Source organism: Pseudomonas sp. NPDC088429, from assembly GCF_044753305.1.
Classification (GTDB): domain Bacteria; phylum Pseudomonadota; class Gammaproteobacteria; order Pseudomonadales; family Pseudomonadaceae; genus Aquipseudomonas; species Aquipseudomonas rustica.
On the sequence record NZ_JBIVMX010000003.1, the window covers coordinates 199,913 to 223,355 of the forward strand.

The 23,443-nt window shown below is 59.2% G+C and carries 12 protein-coding genes; 6 read left to right on the forward strand and 6 right to left on the reverse strand.

The window, feature by feature from the left end; translation table 11 throughout:
* The first annotated feature begins 2 nt into the window (after nucleotides 1-2).
* The 4 genes from ACIP66_RS03750 to ACIP66_RS03765 all read left to right on the forward strand — a co-directional run bounded on the left by ACIP66_RS03750 (nucleotide 3) and on the right by ACIP66_RS03765 (nucleotide 3,336).
* Entirely contained in the window at nucleotides 3-701 is a 699-nt protein-coding gene (locus ACIP66_RS03750) for a cytochrome P460 family protein (protein WP_400645541.1), read from the forward strand.
* Between the two features lie 44 nt (nucleotides 702-745).
* On the forward strand, nucleotides 746-1,807 hold the full coding sequence (locus ACIP66_RS03755) for a DUF4331 family protein (RefSeq protein ID WP_400645544.1): 1,062 nt from the start codon (nucleotides 746-748) through the stop codon (nucleotides 1,805-1,807).
* Between the two features lie 174 nt (nucleotides 1,808-1,981).
* A complete protein-coding gene (locus ACIP66_RS03760; RefSeq protein WP_400645547.1) occupies nucleotides 1,982-2,758 on the forward strand; it encodes a DUF4198 domain-containing protein in 777 nt (258 codons plus the stop codon).
* A complete protein-coding gene (locus ACIP66_RS03765; RefSeq protein ID WP_159811812.1) occupies nucleotides 2,755-3,336 on the forward strand; it encodes a HupE/UreJ family protein in 582 nt (193 codons plus the stop codon). The genes ACIP66_RS03760 and ACIP66_RS03765 overlap by 4 nt, the downstream gene beginning before the upstream one ends.
* A gap of 45 nt (nucleotides 3,337-3,381) precedes the next feature.
* On the opposite strand, the gene ACIP66_RS03770 is transcribed toward ACIP66_RS03765, so the two are convergent.
* The gene (locus tag ACIP66_RS03770) at nucleotides 3,382-4,068 is read right to left on the reverse strand and encodes a DUF5064 family protein (protein ID WP_400645549.1); all 687 of its coding nucleotides are present in this window, start codon (nucleotides 4,066-4,068) and stop codon (nucleotides 3,382-3,384) included.
* A gap of 372 nt (nucleotides 4,069-4,440) precedes the next feature.
* Here ACIP66_RS03770 and ACIP66_RS03775 point away from each other — a divergent pair, with 372 nt between their 5' ends.
* Nucleotides 4,441-5,460, forward strand: coding sequence for a hypothetical protein (locus ACIP66_RS03775; protein WP_400645551.1), 1,020 nt, complete (start codon nucleotides 4,441-4,443; stop codon nucleotides 5,458-5,460).
* A 32-nt stretch (nucleotides 5,461-5,492) separates the two neighbouring features.
* On the opposite strand, the gene ACIP66_RS03780 is transcribed toward ACIP66_RS03775, so the two are convergent.
* The 5 genes from ACIP66_RS03780 to ACIP66_RS03800 form a co-directional block, all read right to left on the reverse strand.
* Nucleotides 5,493-5,963 (reverse strand): hypothetical protein, encoded by a 471-nt coding sequence (locus ACIP66_RS03780; RefSeq protein WP_159811815.1) that lies wholly within the window; start codon nucleotides 5,961-5,963, stop codon nucleotides 5,493-5,495.
* A 111-nt stretch (nucleotides 5,964-6,074) separates the two neighbouring features.
* Nucleotides 6,075-9,620 (reverse strand): transporter substrate-binding domain-containing protein, encoded by a 3,546-nt coding sequence (locus ACIP66_RS03785; RefSeq protein ID WP_400645554.1) that lies wholly within the window; start codon nucleotides 9,618-9,620, stop codon nucleotides 6,075-6,077.
* A gap of 107 nt (nucleotides 9,621-9,727) precedes the next feature.
* Nucleotides 9,728-10,354 (reverse strand): response regulator transcription factor, encoded by a 627-nt coding sequence (locus ACIP66_RS03790; protein WP_159811817.1) that lies wholly within the window; start codon nucleotides 10,352-10,354, stop codon nucleotides 9,728-9,730.
* A gap of 75 nt (nucleotides 10,355-10,429) precedes the next feature.
* Nucleotides 10,430-11,005 carry an RNA polymerase sigma factor gene (locus ACIP66_RS03795; protein WP_400645557.1) on the reverse strand — a complete coding sequence of 192 codons (576 nt, stop codon included), beginning with the start codon at nucleotides 11,003-11,005 and terminating at the stop codon, nucleotides 10,430-10,432.
* Between the two features lie 259 nt (nucleotides 11,006-11,264).
* Nucleotides 11,265-11,633 (reverse strand): co-regulatory protein PtrA N-terminal domain-containing protein, encoded by a 369-nt coding sequence (locus ACIP66_RS03800; protein WP_159811819.1) that lies wholly within the window; start codon nucleotides 11,631-11,633, stop codon nucleotides 11,265-11,267.
* 441 nt (nucleotides 11,634-12,074) lie between these two features.
* Between ACIP66_RS03800 and ACIP66_RS03805 the strand changes: the two genes are divergently transcribed.
* On the forward strand, nucleotides 12,075-23,420 hold the full coding sequence (locus ACIP66_RS03805) for a VCBS domain-containing protein (protein ID WP_400645560.1): 11,346 nt from the start codon (nucleotides 12,075-12,077) through the stop codon (nucleotides 23,418-23,420).
* Nucleotides 23,421-23,443: the final 23 nt, after the last annotated feature.

A 23,443-nucleotide genomic window follows, 5' to 3' on the forward strand; every position in this document is an offset into this window, starting at 1 on the left:
GCGTGCATAAAAAAACCGAAATTCGTCTGCTCAATCTCAGCGCTTGTTTGCTCGCCGTAGCGTTCAGCGCTGGCAGTTCGGCTGCCTCTGTGACCGAGGGCGTAGCCGCGAGCGCCAGAGCAACATTTGAAAGCAATACGGTGGTGAAACTGCCGGAAGGCTATCGCAACTGGACCCACATCGGCACGTACTTCAAGGAGCCGGGCAAGACCACGATCCTCGATGGCAGCGTCATCAAAGGCGCCCAGTTCGGCAATACCTATGTCGAGCCGTCGGCCTTGGCGGCGTTCAAAAAAACCGGCAAATGGCCTGATGGCACGCAACTGCTCAAAGACTTCTCGGCGTCAGGTTTCAGCGATCAGTGTGACGCTGCGTCCGGCGTTTGTTCGATGAATCAGGGCAAAAAATGGCCTCAGGAAATCAAGAGCTGCGACAAGGTCACCGGTGTCTGCGCGACCACGCATGGCAAAGGCGTTTTCGAACAGTACTACTTCGGTGCTGGCTACATGGTCAAGGACGCCAAGCGCTTCCCCAAGGCCCCCGGCAACTGGGGTTACTTCGGCTTCGGCCCGGTGAAAGGTACGCCTTACCCGAAAACCGCAGAACTGCGCCCGATGGAGCAGTGCTCCGGGTGCCATGTCGCCAATCGCGCTGACAGGGACTTCGTCTTCAGTGATTTGCACCTGGGTTTGCAGCAATAACCTCTGATCACTCTTTCACTTCCATCCCTTTGCAGGAAAACACTATGAATTATCGAATTTCGACATTTGCTTTCGCCCTGACGGCCGCCAGCCTGGTCAGTGGCCAGGCCATGGCCAGCCATCACTTTGAATCAGTGATTGTTCAGAAAACGCCAGCACTCAATCAGCTGGATAACTACGTATTCGCCTCGCCGAAAGCCGATCACACGGTGTTCGTCATGACCGTGAACTCGGTACCAAAGTCGGGCCCTAACGGCATTTTCGCCACGGATGCGCTGTACAACATTCACGTCGCTGACGATGCCGGTTACAAAACCGGGCATACCTTCAGCCTGTCGTTCAACAGCGATAACACCTTCACTGTTTATCAGGCGCAGACGCCCAACGGCGCGATCGGAAGCAAAGGCGCGGAAATTGGCTCGGGTAAACTCGGCAAAACCAGCGCACTGGCCACCGGCATCAAAGTCTGGGCCGGGGTGGTCAAAGATCCGTTTTTCGGCAACTCCACCAGCCTTGGCCTGTTGCGCGCGCAGTTGAACGCGGGCAAGTCATATGACGCTTCGGTCTGGGCGCAGGCGCAAGGCAAAAGCATCTTCCTCGGCCGTCAGGCCTCGGCCATCGTACTGGAAGTGCCGAACGCGATTCTCGGCAAAACCGTGCGCACCTTCATGACCACCGCCGTTGACGACAAGGGCACCTGGAAGCAAGTGCAGTACTCGGCCAATCCGTTGCTGTCCCACATCATGCTGTTCGAAAACGCAGCGTTAAAAGCCGAGCACGATCAAAGCCGTCCGGATACCGAAAACGGCATCAAAGCCATCGTCTCGGCGCGCGTCGCTCGGGCATCAGCACTGGCCAAGACCGTGAAGGATCCACAGCAATACGGCGATTCGATTGCCGATCAGTTGATCCCCGATGTTCTGACTTACAACGTCGGTACCGCCGCCCACTACACCGTCAAAGAGCGTAACGGTCGGTCGCTGGATGACGATGCCATGAGCACCGTTTTGACGATGCTGCTCGGCACGCCTACCGACCAGAAGATCGCCAATCCAAAACTGCACACCGCGACTTTCCCTTACCTGATGCCAGCACAAGTCAAATAGCCCCTCACGCTGCGCACTGACCACCTGAGGAGGGCCGGCACCCTCCTCTCCCATTCAATCCTGGCGAGGATCAGCCCCTTGTATTTACCGTTGAATGCCTCTCGCGCAATCGCGATAACAACCCCGACGCGTCGAAGCGGCAACCTGCGGCGCGCCGCGCAGGCTCTGGCACTTATGCTGCTGACCCCGTTGGCGTCGGCCCATGAGTTTTGGCTTGTCCCTCACGACGCGGTGACAGGCGTCGATCAACAAGTGGTGTTTGAATTGCGTATCGGGCCGACCTGGCCCGGCGTGCAGAGCCCGCGTCTGAAAAACCTGGTCGACTGGTTCAAAGCCGTCGACGCCCAAGGCATGCGCACTGTCGACGGACGCGACGGTGCCCTGTCGGTTGGCCATCTGCACACGCGAGCACCTGGCGCCACCGTTGTGGCGATGCGCACCCACCCTACGCGGATCAGTCTGTCGGCCAGCGAGTTCAATCAGTACCTGGAAGACGAAGGCCTGAAAAACGTGCTGGCCCTGCGCAAGCGCTACGACCTGATGCAAACGCAGGGACGCGAGCAGTATTCACGCTGCGCCAAAAGCATCGTGCTGGTCGATGGGCGCAGCGAAGGGTTTGACCAGGTCATGGACTTGCCGCTGGAGTTTGTTGCCCACACCGATCCATTGAAGTTTCAGTCCCGTGAAAAATTTCAGTTGCAGGTGCTGTTGCACGGTGAACCACTGGCAGACACCCTGGTCAAGGCGCAGCTCAAATCCGATCCGGTCAAGGAAGTCACCGCCGTCAGCGACGCGCAAGGCCGGGTCGCCTTGCCGCTCACCGACCCGGGCCTGTGGCTGTTCAGCACCGTGCACATGGAGCCCAGCGGCGAAGACGGTGTGGACTGGGAAAGTCTCTGGGCCTCGTTGACCGTCAACATCTCCTTCCAAGACAGGAGCCCGTTGCAATGACGGCGAATCTGCAGCGTTACTTCAATCTGCCGGTGCTGCTCACGGGCGTTTGCGTCAGTGAAATGGCGCAAGCCCACGCCGGTGGCGCCGCCGGCTGGCTGCATCCATTGTCGGGGCTGGATCATTTGCTGGCCATGCTCGCCGTTGGCGCCTGGAGTTGCCAGATGGGTGGCCGGGCAATCTGGATCGTGCCCAGCGCCTTCGTCTGCTGCATGTTGCTCGGCGGATTGCTCGGGTTCGATCAGGTGAACCTGCCGGGCAGTGAGATCGGCGTGTCGTTGTCGGTTGTTCTGCTGGGACTGGCCATCGGCATGCAGAAGACCTTCGCTGTGCCCGTGGCGGCCATCGGTGTCGGTGTCTTCGGAATCTTCCACGGCTACGCCCATGGCTACGAAATGCCAGTGATGGACGACAAATTCGCCTACGCCGCCGGGTTCCTGACCACTACTGCGTGCCTGCACGTGATCGGTGCCGTTGGCGCCGTGCTGATCCTCAAACTCAACACCGGCGCCCGCATGCTCCGCGGCCTGGGCTTCATCTGCGCGGCAGCGGGTGCCTGGTTGCTCACCACCCTGTAAATGGGGCGAGGGAGCTTGCCTCCCTCACCCCAAAGGCGTCCAGGTTCAGGCACCTTCGCTGCACGCCGCCAGACGAGTGCGGATGTCGGCGTACATCAGGTCGTAGAGTTTGTGGTTGTACTTGATCAAGCCGTTATCGCGCGGCATGCCGTGTTTATGGGCGACACGCGTGGCCACGCTACCGAAGTTGTAGGCGCTGCTGCGCGGCAGGCTGAATGACTCTTCGAAACGCTTGCCGCCGACCTCTCCCGCCAGCCGCATTTGCACCACCGAACCTTCCTTGGCGTCATGCACGATCGTGTAATGCAGATCGACGCAGTATGGCGGCTGGCCGTCCAGCGGATTCTGGTTGGCGCGGTGCAGGCGGCCGGGCACAAAGCTGTCATACGCCGAGCAGCTCGTTTCAAAGGCGCGGCGAAACTCCGCGAAACGCTCGTCGATGTCCTTGTTGACGCGAATAACCTCCGAATGCTCTGCCGTCAGCAGATCAGCCTCGGCGATGCCGCGGTTGCGCGCGATGAAGTTGATGACTTTGGCAATGCACGGTGAGGACTGACGGCTGAGCTTGCACTCGTCGTGGGTGATCACACCCGCGACGTCGCTGCGCACGGTCAGGTGCATGAACGGATCGTTCTCATGCTCACGAACAACTTCGTACGCAACGTCGATGGTGAACTCGGGAGAATGCTCAGGTCGACTGCGATGACGTATGTAGCCTGGTTCAGTACGCATGGTGATGCTCCTTTTTTGTTCCGCTCGAAGGGCTGGCGGTCATAAAAGTGCTGTTCAAAAAAAACCTCCCAATGGGAGGCTGAAAGAGAGGTCTACGCCTGATTAGGCAGTCGCAGGCATAGGAAAATAATCAAATAGGCTGCGTAGATCTGTAGGAAATTTCCTATTTTTCCATTTTCATTTTGGTCGCGGTATTGGATTCGTGTCTCAAGGCAAACCACGCCGCTCTCGGATGGAAAACAGGACGTTTCCTACAGCCACCCATGCAAACCTTGCGGAAACTGACAGGGATTTGCCTCGCAATTTGCGCTCATCGTTGACGAAACAGCTGGCGCAATAGGTTGCAGGCGTAGATTTCTTTCCGAGCCCTCCATGCCATTCACTTCATTGCAAACGTTCAACACCGCCAATCTGACCTGCCCCTTCGCCAGACACACCGTTAGAAGTCTGGAAGTGCTCGACCTGCTGTCTCCCGGTCTGGCCGTGCAAGCTGTGATTTATGTCTTGACCGGCAACGCTGAGGACGTATTGGACAAGCTGCATGACGTTGATGCCGGAGCGGCGAATGCCATTTTCTGCCAGCCCGATATTTCCAGCTGGTGGCGCTCGCCGCCCATGTTTGCGCAGAAATATCAGCAACGGATTCAGTCCGCATCCCGCGCTCGCGCCCGGCTTTACGCGTTCGCCCACGAGGCGCACGCATTGAAGTTGGTACGCTTGGGTAAAGTGCTCAGCGCTGCCTGCAAGGGCATTCACCTGCGCCGAATTGCCGAAGCACCTGAGTGGTTTCTGTATCTGACGGTGGACGCGCTTAGCACTACTTGTACGCAGAGGGGCGATCATTGCCGTGCGTCCATGCCGCCGAGCTGGAATTTCAAATTGCTGAACAGTCTGTTGGCTGCGGATCAGCGCCCGCCTCTGGACGCCTTGCTCGTGGTGCTGGAACGTCGGGATCATCTGTATTGGCGCGATTTCGATGGCCTGCTTGAATGGCCTGATTTCACGGACTTTGTGCTGAACAATCCGCGCATGACCCGCCGCCTGATCGACGAGCTATCAATCAGCGGGCGCTTGTCATTGCTCAAGGTTTTCGACGCTCACCCGGTGCTGGCCGAAACCTTCGCCGACATCATGGTCAGGCTTGCCGTGACGGGCGATCGCCGAGTGCGCATCGTCGCGGCGTCACAGGTGATTGCACTGCCACTGCCGCTCAAGCTGCCGCACCTGCGTCTGCTGATGAACAAAGGCACGGAAAGCGAGCGCACACGCGCCGTCAAGTTGCTCGCGCACAGCGGTGACGAGGTGCGCAGGATCTTTCAGGCGCGGTTGAAAATCGAAGGTGCCAAACCAGTACTGAAGGTGCTAAACCAAGCACTTGCGCGGGCGAAATGATACCCGCTGCCAGTGATCCGAATCAGTGCCGTTCAGGATGACTCGGTGGGCGAACTGAGGCCTGCCGATTGAAGAAATTCACGCTGGGTCAGATCAACCTGACGGGAGAGCTGCAAGAGTTTGCCGTAAGAGGTGTTAATGCCCATCAGCAACTGCACACCGTTGAAGTTGCCGGTCTTCTTGATGTATCGCTTGACCCTTAAATAATAAAGCGCTTCGGTCTCGTAATAACGACTCAGGGCCAGTGAAAAAGCGTTGGCATTCGCGCCGTGCGGGATGTTGTCGATATCGGCCATGGCTTGCCGCGCGCCGTCACTCAACCGCTGCATGGTGCGATATTTCAACGAATAGTAGTCGTAAGTGAATTCCCCGCTGTCAACGCGCTGCTGGACTTCATTGACCTTGTCGCGGTGCGAGACGTATTGTGTCATGACCTGTTCGTTGTAATCGAAATCCTGATTACTCCCACAGCCAGCCACCAGCAAAAACAGCAGTGCAGCCATTATTCGAGTCGCTTTCAAAACCCGTTCCTGCGGCGTTTCATATGCATTCCTTTCCTTCTTTAACACGGTGCTCTTGATGAGCGCCCCCGACCCTACACGGCAAACCGCTTCTTAGCCAATCTGCCGCTCAAGGTTTTCACGCAATTGCATCATGGCGTGACGCAATTGCGCGGCAGCCATCAATACCTGGGCGCGTTCAGCACTGTCATTGACGGACTCCATTGCCTCACACGCCTCCATCAAACGCGATGCCTTGATGATGCGCGCCCCGCCTTTGACGCGGTGTGCCAGATCCTGCAAGGCATTCAGGTTCAACGGTTCCTGCAACGTTTGCAGCAGAGCCAAATCTTCTTTATTGCTGCGCGCCAAGTCCATCAGCAAACCACGAGCCACTTGTTCGTTGCCCCCGGTCAGCTTCAGCAATGCGCTCCAGTCCCCGCCGCCAGAGTTGTCTTCATCCTCTTCGGGGTGCGGCGATTGCAACGGCGGTTCAACGCCGCTCAGGCGTTGTTGCAGATCATGCAGCGTGATCGGTTTGAACAGGCAGCCATCCATGCCGGCCGCCTGACAACGCAAACGTTCTTCGGGTAGCGCATTCGCCGTGAAGCCCAGCAGCAGGCACGCCTTCACGTTGCGTTGCTGCTCATCCTTGCGAATGGCATTGGCCAGTTCGTAACCGGTCATTCTGGGCATATGACAGTCGGTGATCACCACATCGAACTGCTTGCGCCCCCAGACTTGCAGACCATGAACGCCATCAACCGCTTCTTCGACCCGATGCCCGAGGTATTCCAGTTGCTGCGACAACAACATGCGATTGACCGGGTAATCATCCACCACCAACACCCGTAAGCGGGCACCGGCGGGCGCTGGTGATTCTGGCTTGATGTCGCGCGGTTCTTCCGGTTCCAGTAGCGGAAAATCCAGCCGGACGCTGATGCACGTGCCCTGCCCGACTTGACTGGAGAGGCTTAGCGTTCCGCCCATCATTTCGCACAATGACCGTGAAATCACCAACCCCAAACCCGAGCCCGTACGAGCCGCATTGCGATTCCCGCGGGCCTGGGAAAACGGCGTAAACAGACGTGCTTGATCCTCGGCGGATATACCTATGCCGCTGTCGCTGACGTCAAATTCGACTTGCAAACGCAAACCATCGTCCGACTGGCGGCTGCGATAGCTGACCCGCACCCCGCCCGTCTCGGTGAACTTGATGGCATTGCCAATCAAGTTGGACAGCACTTGCTTGAGGCGCAGCGGATCAAGCAGTGCGTCGTGATCGCTGGTCTCCTGCACATCGAGCACCAGTGCGATGCCTTTTTGTTGCGCCAGACCGTCAAAGATTCGCACGGTGGATTCGATCATGTTGCGCAACTGCGCGCGCTCCGGGGTCAGCGTCAACTTGCCGGCCTCGATGCGCGCGATATCAAGAATTCCGCCGATCAGATCCAGCAGATCCCGCGCCGCGCCAGAGGCGACGTCCAGCGCCAGCCTGTCCATGATGCCCTGATCGCCCTTCTTCATGGCGAGTTCGAGCATGCCGATCACCGCGTTCATCGGCGTGCGGATTTCGTGGCTCATGGTCGCGAGAAATGTGGTTTTTGCGCGGTTGGCGCTTTCCGCTTCTTCCTTGGACTCCTTGAGCTCGTCGAGCAGTCGCTTGCGATCACTGACGTCGATCCAACCAGCGATCAATCCACTGACCATGCCGCTGCTGCCGCGATAGGGCAATGCCCAGTGATAGACCGTGCGCGTGCTGCCATCGGCCAGCGTCAGCAAGCGGTCGCCGATCACCGCCCGACCGTGGCGCATGACGTCTTGATAGGATTTGTCGAATAATCTGGCGTCAGCCGGGCTGAATTCCGAACTGTCAACCAGACGCTTGCCCAACAGTTGCTCCATTTCCCGCCCGAACACTTCCAGATAACTGGCGTTGCAGGAAATCAGTTTGCCTTCACGATCACGCACGTAAATCGGATGGGGCGTTTCATCAATCAGCACCCGCATGAATTCCATCTGATCGCTGAGCGCTCGCTCGGCCTGCTCGCGCCGGTGCACCAGGCGACGCAAGTAAGTAATCCAGGTAATTGCCACGAGCAACAGAACACCGGCAATGATGAAACCCTGAATGATCAGCCCGCGATGACGCCGCCAGTAACTGTCCTGGAAGACCACCTCGGAGCGCCAGCGCTCAGCCAGCTTATCCATCTCACCGGGCGGGATACTGAGCAAGGCTTTGTTCAGGATCGAATTGAGCTCAGGCGCTTCGGTCGTTGTTGCAAACGCGATCTGCGAGCGCGAGGTGCCGACGGTTGAGGTGATCTTCAGGCGATCCTTGAAATCACGGGACAACAAGTAACGCGCGCTGATCAACGAGCTGATAGCCGCTTGCGCGTGCCCCTCAGCGACCATCGTAAATGCCTGCGACGTACTGGCGGTCTCGACCCTGTGAATCGTCGGGTAGTGCTGGGTCAAAAAGCTGCGCAGGTAGCGATCATCGGTAAACGCCACCGTTTGCCCGTCAAGCTCATCGAGCGCCCCCGGGCTGTTCAATGCATTTTTGCTGACTAGCACGAATGACGTCGTGAAGTATGGTCGGGTCAAACTCAAGGACACGCCCTGCTCTTGACCGGAAGAAAACGCCGCCAGCATGTCGGCCTCACCGCGGTTCAACGCAGCGGCCAGGTCTGTCTGAGCGTGTACGGTCTTGATTTCAAACTTCAGCCCGGTGCGCTGACTGACGTTGTCCAGTACGTCGGCGCTAAGCCCACGAAAGCGATTGGACTCATCCAGGTACGTGAACGGCAACAGGCTGTCGTCGATCAACACCCTGACGGTGGGGTGGTGCTCGAGCCAGTGCTGTTCAGTAGCGCTCAGTTGCAGGCGTTGCTCACCGGGAATGCTGATTTCATCAGCGCCCCAGCGCTGCAGAATAGTCATCCGCTCGCCTTTGGGGATCGCCTCCAGCGCCTCATTGACCAAGCGCAACAGTGTCTGGTTGGAACGCGTCAGCGCGAAAGAGAAGCTGGCAGTATCCAGATGAGCGAAATTCACCAGCCGCATAATCCCCCGGTAGTTGCGGTTGACCAGGTAATGGGCGCCAATGGCGTTACCGAGAAACACATCCGCCTGACCAAACGCCACTGCTCCCATGGCGCTCAGCGTCGAGGGATACAAATGCAAGGAGGCTTTGGGGTAAACCTCGCGGATCGCGCGCGTAGGGAGGTAGTGATAAACCGTGGCCACCCGCACCCCCGCCAGATCGACCGGGTATACGACGTCTTCACCGAGGCGCGTGGCCAGCGTCGGCTGATCATTGGCATAGGGTCTGGATAACACCAGATCCGGGTCGGCCACGTCGAAATCGTTGGCGGTGCCGAGCAGATCGACGTCACCGCGTTTGAGCGCCTCGATCGCGGCGTTACGGGACAGGTAGCCTTTGACTTCAACTTGCACACCGAGCAACTGGCCCAGCAGGCTCGTAAAGTCGGCAGTGATCCCTTCGTAGTCGCGGTTGTTGGCAATGATATCGAGCGGCGGGTAATCGGGCAGTGACACACCGATGTGCAAAACACGTTTTTGCGCCAACCACCGATGATCCGCCTCGCTGAGGTGGGCCTCATATCCAACGACAGCGGAACGTCCGAACAAACGCATTTCGTCGCCGGGCGCTGCCTGGCAAACGACTGCGCATCCGGCCAACAATTGAACAGTTACAAAAAAGCGTAACAGGAGTGCTCTCATCCGCTCCGAGCGCTTTCGCGCTAAATCAAACCGTTGCGTTTAGCCAGTTCGGCGAGTTCCACGACCGATTTCAACTCAAGTTTTTCCAGCAGTCTGCTTTTGTAGGTACTGATGGTCTTGTTGCTGAGAAACATGGTGTCGGCAATCTGCTTGTTGCTAAAACCTTTGGCCAACTGCTGCAGCACCCGCATTTCGCGATCAGACACCGTTCCCAGGCGTTGTTGCTCGTCGGCGTCACCGTCGAGCTTGCGCACGGAACTGAAGGCGATATTCGGGAAATAAGTGTAGCCACTCATGACGGCGCGGGCCGCCTTCGACAATTCGGCCAATTCATCGTTTTTACACACATAACCCGCCGCACCGGCATGTTTGCAACGAATCGAAAACTGTTCGGGCGACTGTGTGCTAAGCACCAGCACCTTCACCGCACGACTGAGGCCGGACAACCGATTGATGACTTCAAAACCATCGAGATCGGGAATGCCGATATCCAGCACGATCAAGTCAGGCTGCAGGTCACGCACCAAGCGGATCGCTTCCTGGCCGTTGCCGGTTTCGCCGACTATATCGAAGCCGTCCTGGGACAACAGCGCCTTGACGCTGGCGCGCACGAAAGGATGGTCGTCTACAACAATGACTTTATACATGGCCCGTTCTCCGGTGGTCGACGCTCGTGGTGCAGTTACGCGCCCCTGCCAGGTGGTTGGGCAGACTGGCTGCGCTCACTCGCGCCGTTCCATTGCCGACAACAATGTCGCCCTCGCGCGATGCAGCAGCACCCTGACATTGCCCTGCGTAATACCGTGCCGGTCGGCAATATCGTTCATCGCCATACCCTGATAATCATAGAGGTAAACCACCTCGCGCTGACGTTTTGGCAATGCTTGCAATCCCGCCTCCAGTTCCTCGCACTTTTGATCTCGAGCCAGTAGAGCATCTGGCGTTTCGTCGTGCCACAACACACTGGCGCCGTGTTCTTCCTGTTCCTCTGCGGATACAACTTTCAACGCATTGCGGGGGATGCGGGATAGTTCATTTCTCGACTTTCGCAAATGGGCCTTGGCCATGTTTGCGGTGATCACCAACAACCATGTACGCAGGCTCGCGCGGCCCTCGAAAGACTTGATGTTACGAAAAATACTCAACCAGGCATCCTGTACGACATCATCCGCCAACATCGGGCCGACTATCGCTCGGGCCGTTGCATCCATACGGCTCTGATGCCGTTTTACAAACTGGTTGAAGGCATATTGATCGCCTTCGATCAAGTTCGATAACAACGTGCATTCTGAAATCATTGGGTATTCCGCAAGGCTTGATTATTTTTTATTTAGCTGAAGAACCGGTTCAACTTATCGATAAAAAAAACAAGACGCTGTAGGAAATTTCCGAAATCCCTCGGCACAACTCATTCAACACCAGGCCGATTTTTCGACCCAGCGCCAAAACTGTTTCAATGGGAACATGAATGCCATGCAGAAAGCATGGCTTGAGGCGGGATGTCGAGCGAAGCGCTGGTCTCGCCCGCGAAATGCTCGGGCGAAACCGCAGCCGTCGTCAGTTCAGGTTATGGCTAAGCGAAAACATCATCGCGTGCTCGCGGCGCATCTGGCTCAACACATCGGCAACGATTGCCTGATGTTTTTGCATCCAGACCATCTTGTCCTTGTCGGACATGGCGGTGTCGGGCGTGGCTTTGCTCAACTGATCCATCACATCGCCAAGCATTTTCATGTGTTCACCCACCATGGGGGCCTGATCTTTTTTCGGCATTTTCTCAATGTCGGTCAACATCATGGCCGACGCTTGTTGCATGCGCATCAGCTCTTCGATATGGGCAAACGTCCGATCACCGCCGCCTTCCGCATAAACGGTAGAAGACAGCAACATGGCACCCGCAAGTAATACAGATTTGAAGTGATTCATTGTTATATCCATAGCGATAGGCAGTGGTTGTTTTAAGTATCAACTTCCAACCGAACAGGTCGGCAGTTCACTTAAAACCTAGCGCCTGTGATCAATCGACTCTGTAGGAAATTTCCTAAAGTTGGATATTTTCATCACTCAGAACTTGGATATTTTTTCCTTTTGTCCCTCACGGTCTTCTGCATCACCGATTTCGCGGGCTCGTCTGTTCATTCGCGGGCGCGGATCTTCCGCGCTCCAACGGTCGGGGCGCTATAGGAAATCTCCTCAAATCCACCTTGATTTTTTGCGCATGCGCACGTAGGGGCAGCCGATTCTTTTAGCTATAAGGTATTTCGCCAACAGACTGGAAAAGCACAAGAAAAGTCCTACGCTGAATCTGTTCGTAAGGGACTTGATACGGACGAAATTTCTGACCACGCAGTTAGAGGTATGGAAACGATGCAAGAGTCTCCTCGTTCGCAGTTTGGCTCCCATTTGCGCCCACAACGTCAGGCCCTTGCGCTGGAGCCACGGATTCTCTTTGACGGCGCCGCCGCGTCTGCCGCTGTCGACCAGCATCACAGCGACCCTGCTGCGCCGCCGGCAGCGGTCGATGCACAAGTCCCGCATGCCACGCCCACCGAAGCCCGCGCCACGCCAGAACAGGCGCCTTCTGCCGCGCGCAGTCTGTTGGTGATCGACAGTCGAATCGAAAACCGCGACCAACTGCTGGCGCAATTGCCCGGCAATGTCACCGCCATCGTAGTCAACGTCGGTGAAGATGGCCTGGCGGCGATCTCGGCGGCATTGGCACAATTGGGCAAGGTCGACTCAATACAAGTGATGTCCCACGGCGCATCCGGCCAGTTCACCCTCGGCAATCGCACCATTACCTCGGACAACGTCGACTCCCTCAGCAAAACCCTCGAACAATGGCGCAGCAACCTGACGCAGGGTGCGGACATTCAACTGTACGGCTGCGACGTCGGCGCTGGGGCTGCCGGGCAAACGCTGGTCACCGAACTGGCGCGCTGGACCGGTGCCGACGTCGGCGCCTCCAGCAATGACACCGGCAGTGCCAAGGCTGGCGGCGACTGGACGCTGGAAACCAAAGTCGGCGACATCGACAAGAGCATCGCCATCAGCGGCCTGGCCATGAGCCACTTCGATGGCTTGCTGGCCGATGCTGCGCCCACTGCGACCGTCACCACCGCCGGCACCGATGTACTGATCGGCGAGCGGTTCACCTTTACCGTGAATTTCAGCAATACCTCGGGCCAAACCGGTTTCGCGCCCTTCATCAACCTGGCCATGCCGGCCACCGGCAAGGACGGCGATGACGGCGTCAACTTCATTTCCGCCACGTTCCTTGGTCAAAACCTGACCGCCCAAGTGTTGACGTTTGACGCTAATGGCAACGCGACCCACCCGCTGGCAAAAGACGCCAGCGGCAACTTTCTGATCATCAATGCCGCCAGCTACGGCATGCGCGCCGGCGACAAACTGGTGGTGATCGAACTGCCGTTTGCCAGTGTTACCAACCAGCAACCGCTGATCAGCGTGCAGGTCACCGCCAGCCTGAGCAATCTGGCCGACACGTCCTTTTCCAACGGCACACCTGACCTGACCTTACGCGCCAGCGGTGGCTTCGAGTTCGGTAACGATGCGCTGGACAATCCGACCAACGACCCAAGCCTGATTCAGGCCGGTACCGCAGCGTTTGTCGTGCATCCGACCGTCATCACTGTCAGCGAAATCATCAATGCTCCCGAAGGCGAAACGGTCAGCGGCCCCAACTACGCGCGCACGCTAACATTGTCCGCGACGCCTGCACCGGGGCAGACCCTGACCAATGTGGTCATCACCCAACCGCTGCCGGACAACATTCAGGTCAATTCGATTACCCCCGGTGCCGGCGGCCGTCTCGCGTCGATCACCCTGCACGACGGCACCGTGGTCAGCAATCCTGCGCAAATTGCCGTGTTGCTGGCCGCGAACGACGTGTACATCAATTCGTTCACCGTCGAGTACGCCACCCTCACCGGCAAGACCGACACCGTGGTCGCGTTTTACGTGCCAGAAGTCGATGCCAACGGTCAGCCAGTGATCAACCCGGTCACCGGTGATGCTGTCACGATCACCATGGGCCCTCCGACCGCGTCCGGGCAATGGACGCCGCTTGATCCGCGTGACGTGACCGCACCGAACACCACCATTGATTTCAGCGGCACCGGCCTGGGCACACAGTTTGTGGCCAAGTCGATCACGCTGCTGAAAACCGTGTCGATGCAAACCGATATCGGCCACGTCGGCATCAGCCCCGGCGACACGCTGCAATACAGCCTCAATGTGGCGATTTCCGACTACTTCGCCTTCGGCAAGGACTTCTTCAACGAAGGGCAATTGGTGGTGCGCGATCAACTCAGCGACGGCCAGACCCTGAGCGGCACGCCGACCGTCACCGTGACCATCAATGGCGTTGCGCAAACCATTAACCTGGTGACCACGCCAGTGGCCAACGCTGACGGCAGCACCTCGATCGTGTTCGACATCGGCCAGTCGCTGCGTAATTCATCGAATAATATTCGCGGCTGGCTCAACGGCGATCTGGCCTTCGACGACACGCTGCAAGGCGCCGTGCTCGCGGTATTGAGCTATTCGGCCGTGGTCGGTCAGACCTACAAGCCACCGTCGGGCAACCCGCAACCGGACATCAATGAAGGCGATGAGCTGGGCAACACGGCCACCGTCGATGGCACGTTGCTGGTGGATCAGTTCAACCTGACCGGTCAAAGCGAAACCGACGGTTCCTCGACGACTAGCGTGATTCCGACCAGTACCGTCGACATCAGTCTGGTCGAGGTCAATAACGGCACACCACCCGGCAACGGCGAACTGCGTCCGGGCGATGAAGTGACGTTCGAGCTGAGCTATGACCTGGTCACCGGTGACTACGAGCAATTCAAACTCACCGCGTATCTGCCATTGCCGCTGTTCAACGTAAACGGCGTGACCTGGGGCAGCGGCAGCGATGTCGGTCAGTGGCAACTGGGCCCGGGCAATACCAATGCCGGCGGCGTCGTCAGCGTGACCAGCGCCAATGGCAACTCTGTGGTGTTCGATTTCGGCAGTTTTGCCACCAACACCACCACCGGTAGCCGCATCGTTATTCGCTTTACCGTGCGCGTCGGCGATCAACCATTTGCCGACCAGCGCTCGCTGGATGTGCTGGCGCAATCGACCCAGCAAACCACCCTCACCGACCGCACGTTGATTTCCTCGGACGTGGTGGCGATCGTCTCCGTCGCAGAGCCAGTGTTGAACATCAAACACGGCGTGGTTTCAGGCACCAACGGCACCGTCACCGGCACCACCGGCAGCTGGAATCCACCGGGCAGCACCGGCGTACCGTTCAATGGCAGCGTCACCGATCTCGCCGCCGTGGATGGCAACATCAGCAACATTGACGGCGCTGATCGCCTGCGCCTGGTCACCGCGATTGAAAACACCGGTGGCGGCGGCGCGTTCGATGTCGGCACCAGCATCACCCTGCCCACGGGGCTGAGTTTTGTTGGCGGCAGTCTGGCCGCGGCCAACCTGCAGATTTATCGCGGTGACGGCACCCTGTTGGTACTCGGCACCGATTACAGCGTCAGTGGCAACCAGATTACCTTCCTCGATGCCGGCGGACAGGCGACTTTGCTCGCCGGACGCGCCGGCACCGCCGCTGACACCAGCGGCGCCAACGTCGTGGTGATCAGTTATGACGTGGTGGTCAGCAGCACCATCGAAGCCAATCGCACCCTGCAATCGAGTGCGACCCTTAACAACTACGCGAGCGTCAACAATGGCACCGATTTCACCCCGACTGATCTGACCGATCTGGCCAACCAGCAAATCGCCGCGCCGGTGATCAGAAAAGGCTTCGCCGACGGCTCGCTGGATAACGGCGATTCCAGCGCCACACACACCACCGGCAGCGATCTGGTGGTCGGCGAAAGCATGCGTTACGACATCGTCATCAGCCTGCCCGAAGGCACTACGCAGAACCTGCGCATTCAGGATCTGATTCCACCGGGCATGCGTCTGGACACCAGTTTCAACGGCGGCCTCGGTTATCAGATCATCACCACCCGCGCCGGCAGCGGCGCACTTGGAGCCGATTTCGCCGGCAGCGTGCTTATCAGCGGATTCGCCGGTGTCGGCGGCGCATTGGGCGCTGACGGCGTCGATGCGCGCTGGACCTTCAGCGTGTCCAGCGTTTCGGCCGACAACGTGACTGGCAACAACACCTTCGTGATTCGCCTGCAACTGGTGGCCAATAACGTCATCGCCAACCAGGCCAACGTCTCCCTGCAAAACAATGCGCAACTGACCTACAGCGACCCTGATGGCAGCACGCCGAACGGCACGGTCGCGCAGGACCGTAACGTCGCGCTCACTGGTGGCCAGCCCACTGTGACCGTGCGCGAACCAACGCTGCAGATCAACCAGGTGATCACCTCGACCTCAGGGCTCGGTGGTTACGATCAGGGCGACACGGTGACGTTCACCATTACCATCAGCAATGGGAATGGCAGCAACGATTTCACCGCGTTCGATATCAGTTTCCTCGACAACCTGCCGACCCAATTGAGTAACGTGACGCTGGTGGGCGTGTTGTATCAGAACGGCGCCACCAACAACGGCGGCGTCGATTTCCAGATTATCAATGGCCAGTTGGTGACCGCCAACGGCGCCAATATCGACATCGCCAAGGGTGGCAGCATCGTCTTGCGCCTGTCGGGCGTCGTCAACGCCAGCGCTGCCGCGCAATCGAACATCGCCAACGTCGCCAGCGTGCAGTGGACCAGCCTTGATGGCGCCAATGCCGGTGAGCGCACCGGTGTCGACGGCACACTCAATGGCGGCACACTCAACGATTACCGTAACCTCTCGACGTTGATTATCCCCGTGGCCCAGGCCATCGAGATTTCCCGGGTCGGCGGTCTGCCAGACACCGCCGCACCCTCGCCGACCACCGCGATTGTCGAGCAAGTGACGGTCGGCGAAGTCATCCGCTACCGTGTCGTGGTGGTCGTGCCCGAGGGTGACAACCCCAATTACCAGATACAGATCACCCTGGCCAACGGCTTGCAATTCATCTCCCCGGACGCCTTGGTCAATGCGCTGCGCATCGCCTTTATTTCCAACGGTGGGCTCAGCAGTGATGCCAACCTGATCGTCGGGGGCACGCTGAATATTGATGGCAACGAAAACAGCCCGGAAGCCCTGCCGATTACCGCCAACCTTTCAGGTGCCGCCCCGCAAGGCGTATTCGACCCGAGCCGCGTGACCGTGATCACCAATCCCGACGGCAGCCAGGTGGTGACGTTCAACCTGGGCAACGTGGTCAACGCCGGCGACGATGACGATCTGGAAGGTGTTTCCATTGAGTTCAACGTCAGGGTCACCAACATTGCCAGCAACATTGCCGGCGTTCAGTTGGGTGCAACAGCCCGGGAAATCGTCAACGGCGGCGGACGGGCCGTCAGCGATACGGTGCTGGAGCGGATCGTCGAGCCAAGCTTCAGCGGCCTCGACAAACAGATCGTTGCGTTCGATCCCAATCCAACCGGCACCACCGGCAACGCCACGGTGCAACTGAGTTTCACCCAGAACGGCGGCCTGCCGGCCTTCGACGCGCAAGTCAGCGACAGCTTTGCCGGCGGCAGCAACTACACGCTGGTCAGTATTAGCATCAACGGCGTGACCTACGGCCCGGGCAACCTGCCGGCCGGTGTGAGCTTCAGCACCAGTGGCGGTTTGAGCGTGAATTTCGACCAACTCGACGTCGGCGCGCAGATTCAAGTGCGCTATCAGGTCACCCTGCCCAACTCGACCATCGTCGCCAGCAGCAACGCAACACTGACCTGGAGCAGCCTGCCGGAAGATTTCACCAGTTGGGGCGGCAACAGCGTCGGCGTTGACGGCACCACCACTGGCGAACGTGACGGCAGCGCCGTTGGTCCGAACCAATACATCTTGCGCGACAACGCCGGGCTCGGCGTGATCAGCGGCACGTTGTGGAACGACACCGCCAGCCCGACCGCCAGCGCCACACCGGACGGCGCAGGCCTCGCCGGACAAACCGTGACCCTGACGTGGGCCGGTGCCGACGGCAATCTGGCGACCACTGCCGATAACCTGATTTTCGCCACCCTCACCGATGCCAACGGTCAGTACCGTTTCGGCGTGCTGCCGCTGGGCGTGTTCCGCATTGATGTGCCGGCCGGCCTGGTCAGCTATCCGCAACCGATCGGTGATTTGCGCGTGCGTGTCGACAGTGATGCCGGCACTCTTGGTCAGATCACCATCAGCCTCGGCGATGCTGCCGCGCAAAGCGCCAACGCCGGTTATGTCGAACAGAACGACGCGCCGGTCAACACCCTGCCCGGCACGCAAAACGGTCAGGAAGATATCGTGCTGGCGATCGGCGGCATCAGCGTTGCCGACGTCGACGCCAACCGCGATCCGAACGTCAACGACCGCGCCATCAGTGTGATCCTGCAAGTGACGCAGGGCACGCTGTTCCTCGGTGCAACCGTGCCGGGCGTGACCGTCACTGGCGCCAACACCGCTACCTTGACCCTGACCGGCAACCTCGCCGACATCAACACCGCGCTGGCCGGTTTGCGTTATCTGGGCAACGCCAACTTCAACGGCATCGACACCCTGACCGTGATCAGCAATGACCGTGGCAATTACGGCGATGCGGATGGCGACGGTATTCCCGGTACAGCAGCGGATGCACTGACCGACACCGACACCCTGCAAATCGTCCTCGCTGCGGTCAACGACAACCCGGTCGGCGTCAACGACAGCGCCACCGCCGTAGAGGCTGGCGGCACCAATAACGCCTCGGCCGGCGTCGACCCGCGCGGCAATGTGCTGGACAACGACACCGATGTCGACATCGCCACCAACGCCGATTCGCTGCAGGTAGTGTCGGTTGGCCCCGGCGCCGGGATCCCGATACCGAGCAACGGCGTGGTAGTCGTCAACGGTCTGTACGGCCAATTGCTCATCGGCAGCAATGGTTCCTACGAGTATGTCGTCGATAACAACAATGCCACCGTGCAGGCGTTGCGGCTGTCCGGCCAGACCCTGCAAGACACCTTCAATTACGTGCTTGCCGACCTTGCCGGGGCGACGTCAACCGCCGTGTTGACCGTAACCATTCAGGGCGCCAACGACACGCCGCTGGGCATCAATGACGACGGCGTGGCGATTGAGGCTGGCGGCATCAACAACGGCACCCCCGGCAGCCCAGCCACCGGCAACGTGTTGACCAACGATCAGGACGTCGACAGCGTGGCCAATGGCGAAACCCGCACCGTGACGGGTATCCGTGCGGCGGCCGAAGCTGGTACGGGTAATTTCACGGCGGTCAGCGGGCCGACCAATATCATCGGCGCGTACGGCACGTTGACCATCAACCCCAATGGCACTTACACCTACGTGATCAACAACGCCAACACCACGGTGCAGCGCCTGAGTGCCGGTGAACAACTGATCGAATTCTTCAGCTACCGCCTCACCGACACTGGCGGTCTGGACGATGTCGCGCAACTGCGCATCACGATTCAAGGCGCCAACGACAACCCGGTGGCCAGCGATGATGCTGCCGAAGCGCAAGCGGCATCGACCAACCCCAACTCCGCGGAGAGCAATCCGAGGGGCAACGTCATTCTTTTTCCAAGTCGCCCCGGCACCATCAATCAGCCCGGCGGCAACGGCGTCGACCAGGACGTTGATGACAACGATCGTCCTAGCAACCAGTTAATTGTCAATGGCGTCATCAACAAAAGTGAAGCCAGCTACAACCCCGCCGTCGACGTACTGAGTACCGTGAGCACCGGCACCACGTCGGCCAACGGTACTGTGGTCGTCGGGCTCTACGGCACGCTGACCATCGGCGCGGACGGCTCGTATTTCTACGATGTCGACAGCACCAACGCAGCGGTTCAGGCCTTGGGCCCCGGCCAGACGCTGACTGAATTTTTCACCTATCGCATCACCGACACCACCAGCCTGACCGATACCGCGCAACTGGTGATTACCGTGCGCGGCATCAACGACCCACCCGTGGCGCAAACCGTGGTGGTGATTGCCACGGAAGCCGGCGGTATTGCCAACCAGACACCGGGGGTCAATCCGAATGGAGATGCGACGGCCAACGACTTCGATCCTGACGGAGACCCTCTGACCGTCACGCTGATCAAGGCAGGCCCCGAAGGCAGTGCGGGCACTGATCAGGCTGTCGATGCTGGTGGCACTGAGATCCTCGGCCAATACGGCACGCTGACGATTTTCCCTAATGGCAGCTACGTGTACCAACTGGACAATAACAACCCTGATGTTCAGGCCCTGCGCCGTGGCAGTGATCTGCTGTTGGAGCGCTTCACCTACACCATCAGCGATGGCGTCGGTGCGACGCCGGAAACCGACTCGGCGGAAATCATCGTGTTGATCCGTGGGCAAAACGACAACCCGGTAGCCACCGATGAAAGCGGTCTGGCCATCGAGGCCGGCGGCTTGAACAACTCGCAACCGGGACAGGATCCGACCGGCAACGTGCTGGACAACGACACCGATGTCGACGGCGGCGAAGTGCCCGGCGACCTGCCCGACCATGACTATGGCGAAACCAAAGCCGTGCTCTCGGTACGCACCGGCGGTGAACTGGACACCGGCACCGCCGGCGCCTTGGGCACCGAACTGCGCGGCACTTATGGCTGGCTGACCCTGAATGCCGACGGCAGCTACAGCTATCGCCTCGACAACAACATGGCTGAAGTCCAGGCCTTGCGCGCTGGCAACAGCCTCCTCGACTCGTTCAGCTACGAGGTCGTCGACAGGACAGGCGCCACTGATCGCGCCACGTTGAATATCAATATTCAGGGGCGCAATGACGCGCCGGTGGCGCAGAACGATAGCGCCACGGCCGTCGAAGCCGGAGGCTTGAACAACGCCACGCCGGGCGTCAACCCGACCGGCAACGTATTGACCAACGACACCGATGTGGATGGCAACGGTGAAGTCATCAGCGTGGTCGGCTTCAATCAAGGCAGCTCGGTGGGCCTGGTCGGCAGTGCCTTGAATGGCACCTACGGCAGACTGACCTTGAATGCCGATGGCAGTTACAGCTATCTGGTCGACAACTTCAATCCACAGGTTCAGGCACTGCGCAGCAACGCCGACACCCTCAGCGAAACGTTCACCTACCAGATCCGCGACCTCGCCGGCGCTACCAGCACCGCGTCGCTGACCATCACCATTCGCGGTGCCAACGACAACCCACTGGCGACGGATGACAGCACGGTATCGGTCGAGGCCGGTGGCACGTTCAATGGCACGCTGGGGGTGAATCCAACCGGCAATGTGCTGACCAATGACAACGATGTCGATGCCAGCGACGCGATGCTGGTCACTGGCATTCGCAGTGGTACCGAAGCGGCGGGCGGGACGTTCACCACCATTGGCGTCACGCAATCGTTCGCCGGTCTGTACGGCACCCTGACCATCAACGCCAACGGCACTTACAGTTACGTGCTAGATAACAATCTGGCAGCGGTTCAAGCATTGAAGGCTGGCGATTCGCTGGTGGAAACCTTCACTTACCGCATGCGCGACATCGCCGGTGCCACTGATACCGCGCAACTGAGCATTCGCATCGACGGCGCATGGGATGCCCCGGTCGCGGCAGACGATCTGGCTGTCGCCGTGGCCGATAACGGCAATGACAACGGGGTCAATCCGAGCGGCAACGTGCTGCCCAACGACACCGATGTCGATCAGGGTGACAGCAAAACCGTCACCGGTATCCGCTTCGGTGCTGAAGGGGCCAACGGCACCCTGACCGACGTCAATGCCGAAACCGACAACAGCAACGGCACGTTGATCAACGGCCTCTACGGTCAGTTGATCATCGGCGCTGACGGCAGCTACACCTACAACCTTGACTCCAGCAACCCGGCCGTTCTGGCGCTGGGGCCACTGCAATTTCTCAACGAGCGGTTCACCTACCAGGTCACCGACAGTGGCGGGCAGAATGATCTGGCGGAAATCCACATCATCATTCGCGGACGCAACTCGGCACCGGTGGCCAATGGCGACACAGCGACGGCGGTCGAGGCTGGCGGCGTCAATAACGGCCAACCCGGGGTCAACCCGAGCGGCAACGTTCTCAACAACGACACCGATGCTGAAAGCGATCCGCTGACGGTGATCGGCATCCATACCGGCACCACCAGCGACATCGGCACGGTCGGCACCGTGGGCACAACCTTGCAAGGACAGTACGGCACACTGTTGCTCAACGCCGATGGCGGCTACACCTATACCGTCAATAACAGCCTCGCCGCCGTGCAAGCCTTGCGTCAAAGTGGCCAGACACTGTCGGAAGTGTTCACTTACACCATCGTCGACAAGTGGGGTGAAACCAGCACCGCCGAACTGCGCGTCACCGTCGATGGCCGCAACGACACGCCGACCGCCGTCGATGATGGATCCGTGGCCGTCGAAGCCGGCGGCGTCAACAACGGTACTCCGGGCAGCAACGCCACCGGCAACGTGCTCGACAACGACAGCGATGTCGACAGCGTCGCCAATGGCGAAAGCAAACACGTCTTGAGCGTCAGCAATCAGGCCGGTCAGTCAGCAGGCGCCGGGCAAGTATTGATGGGCCTTTACGGGCAACTGACGATCAATGCCGACGGCAGCTACACCTACGTCATCGACAACAACAATCCGCTGGTTCAAGCCTTGCGCACGGCCGGTGAAACCCTCAGCGAAACCTTCACCTACCGCATGGTCGACACCGCCGGTGCAACTGCCGACGCGCGTTTGACCGTGGTCATTCAGGGCGCCAACGATGCGCCGATTGCACGCAACGACAGCGGCTTCGCCAGCGATCAGATCGCCGGCCCACAAACCACTGGCAACGTGCTGCCCAACGATGGTGACATCGATGCCAATGACAGCTTGGTCGTGGTTGGCGTACGCACCGGCGCCGAAGCGGGTTCAGGCGCGGACGGTGTGATCGGTCAACCGATCAAAGGTCTCTATGGCACGCTCGTACTCAACGCCGACGGCAGCTACACCTACACCATCGATCAGAGCAACCCGGACGTGCTCGCCGCAGCCGGACTCGGCCGGGTACTGCGTGACGTGTTCACCTACACCATCAATGACCGCGCCGGTGCCAGCGATCAGGCCGAACTGGTGATCACCCTGGACATCGCCACGCCGTTCATTCCGGCACCGGATGGCGGCAACCGTTTCAGTCGTGACAGTGATCTGGATTCCAGCGATTTCCTGATCCCCGATCCGCAACCAGCGATCTTCATCACCCCGGTGGTCGAGCGCTACGCCGAGGTCAACGAGCTGACCAGCTACGGTGTCGATGGCAGCAATTTGCGTCTGGCCTCGGTGGGGGAATTCGAGGTTGATTCGTTGGGTAACGGCTTGGGTCTGGTGCCGGGACAATTCGTGGCGCAAGCGGTGCGCGAAAGTCGCCGCGCCAGCGAGTTCGACCAGCTCTGGGTGCAGGGCCGTGAGGGTCGCACCAATTTGAGTGCCGACGGTTTGCTCAGTGATCCATCGTTGTTTGCGCTCGATCCGGCAAACATGACGAAACATCCGATCCACGCGGAAAAACCCGCAGAAACGCGTCACGGCAAAGGCTTCTCGGCGCAGCTGCGACACGCGGCCCAGCGCTTGCATACCAGCAATCCCAGCGGTAACAGCAGCAGATCCGAATAAATTCCAAGAATGCAAAGGAATGA

Bases quoted from the DNA above. Each gene is read 5' to 3' on its own strand.
- ACIP66_RS03755 (WP_400645544.1), top strand. From the start codon at position 746: ATGAATTATCGAATTTCGACATTTGCTTTCGCCCTGACGGCCGCCAGC.
- ACIP66_RS03760 (WP_400645547.1), top strand. From the start codon at position 1,982: ATGCTGCTGACCCCGTTGGCGTCGGCCCATGAGTTTTGGCTTGTCCCT.
- ACIP66_RS03765 (WP_159811812.1), top strand. From the start codon at position 2,755: ATGACGGCGAATCTGCAGCGTTACTTCAATCTGCCGGTGCTGCTCACG.
- ACIP66_RS03770 (WP_400645549.1), bottom strand. From the start codon at position 4,068: ATGCGTACTGAACCAGGCTACATACGTCATCGCAGTCGACCTGAGCAT.
- ACIP66_RS03775 (WP_400645551.1), top strand. From the start codon at position 4,441: ATGCCATTCACTTCATTGCAAACGTTCAACACCGCCAATCTGACCTGC.
- ACIP66_RS03780 (WP_159811815.1), bottom strand. From the start codon at position 5,963: ATGGCTGCACTGCTGTTTTTGCTGGTGGCTGGCTGTGGGAGTAATCAG.
- ACIP66_RS03785 (WP_400645554.1), bottom strand. From the start codon at position 9,620: ATGCGTTTGTTCGGACGTTCCGCTGTCGTTGGATATGAGGCCCACCTC.
- ACIP66_RS03790 (WP_159811817.1), bottom strand. From the start codon at position 10,354: ATGTATAAAGTCATTGTTGTAGACGACCATCCTTTCGTGCGCGCCAGC.
- ACIP66_RS03795 (WP_400645557.1), bottom strand. From the start codon at position 11,005: ATGATTTCAGAATGCACGTTGTTATCGAACTTGATCGAAGGCGATCAA.
- ACIP66_RS03800 (WP_159811819.1), bottom strand. From the start codon at position 11,633: ATGAATCACTTCAAATCTGTATTACTTGCGGGTGCCATGTTGCTGTCT.
- ACIP66_RS03805 (WP_400645560.1), top strand. From the start codon at position 12,075: ATGCAAGAGTCTCCTCGTTCGCAGTTTGGCTCCCATTTGCGCCCACAA.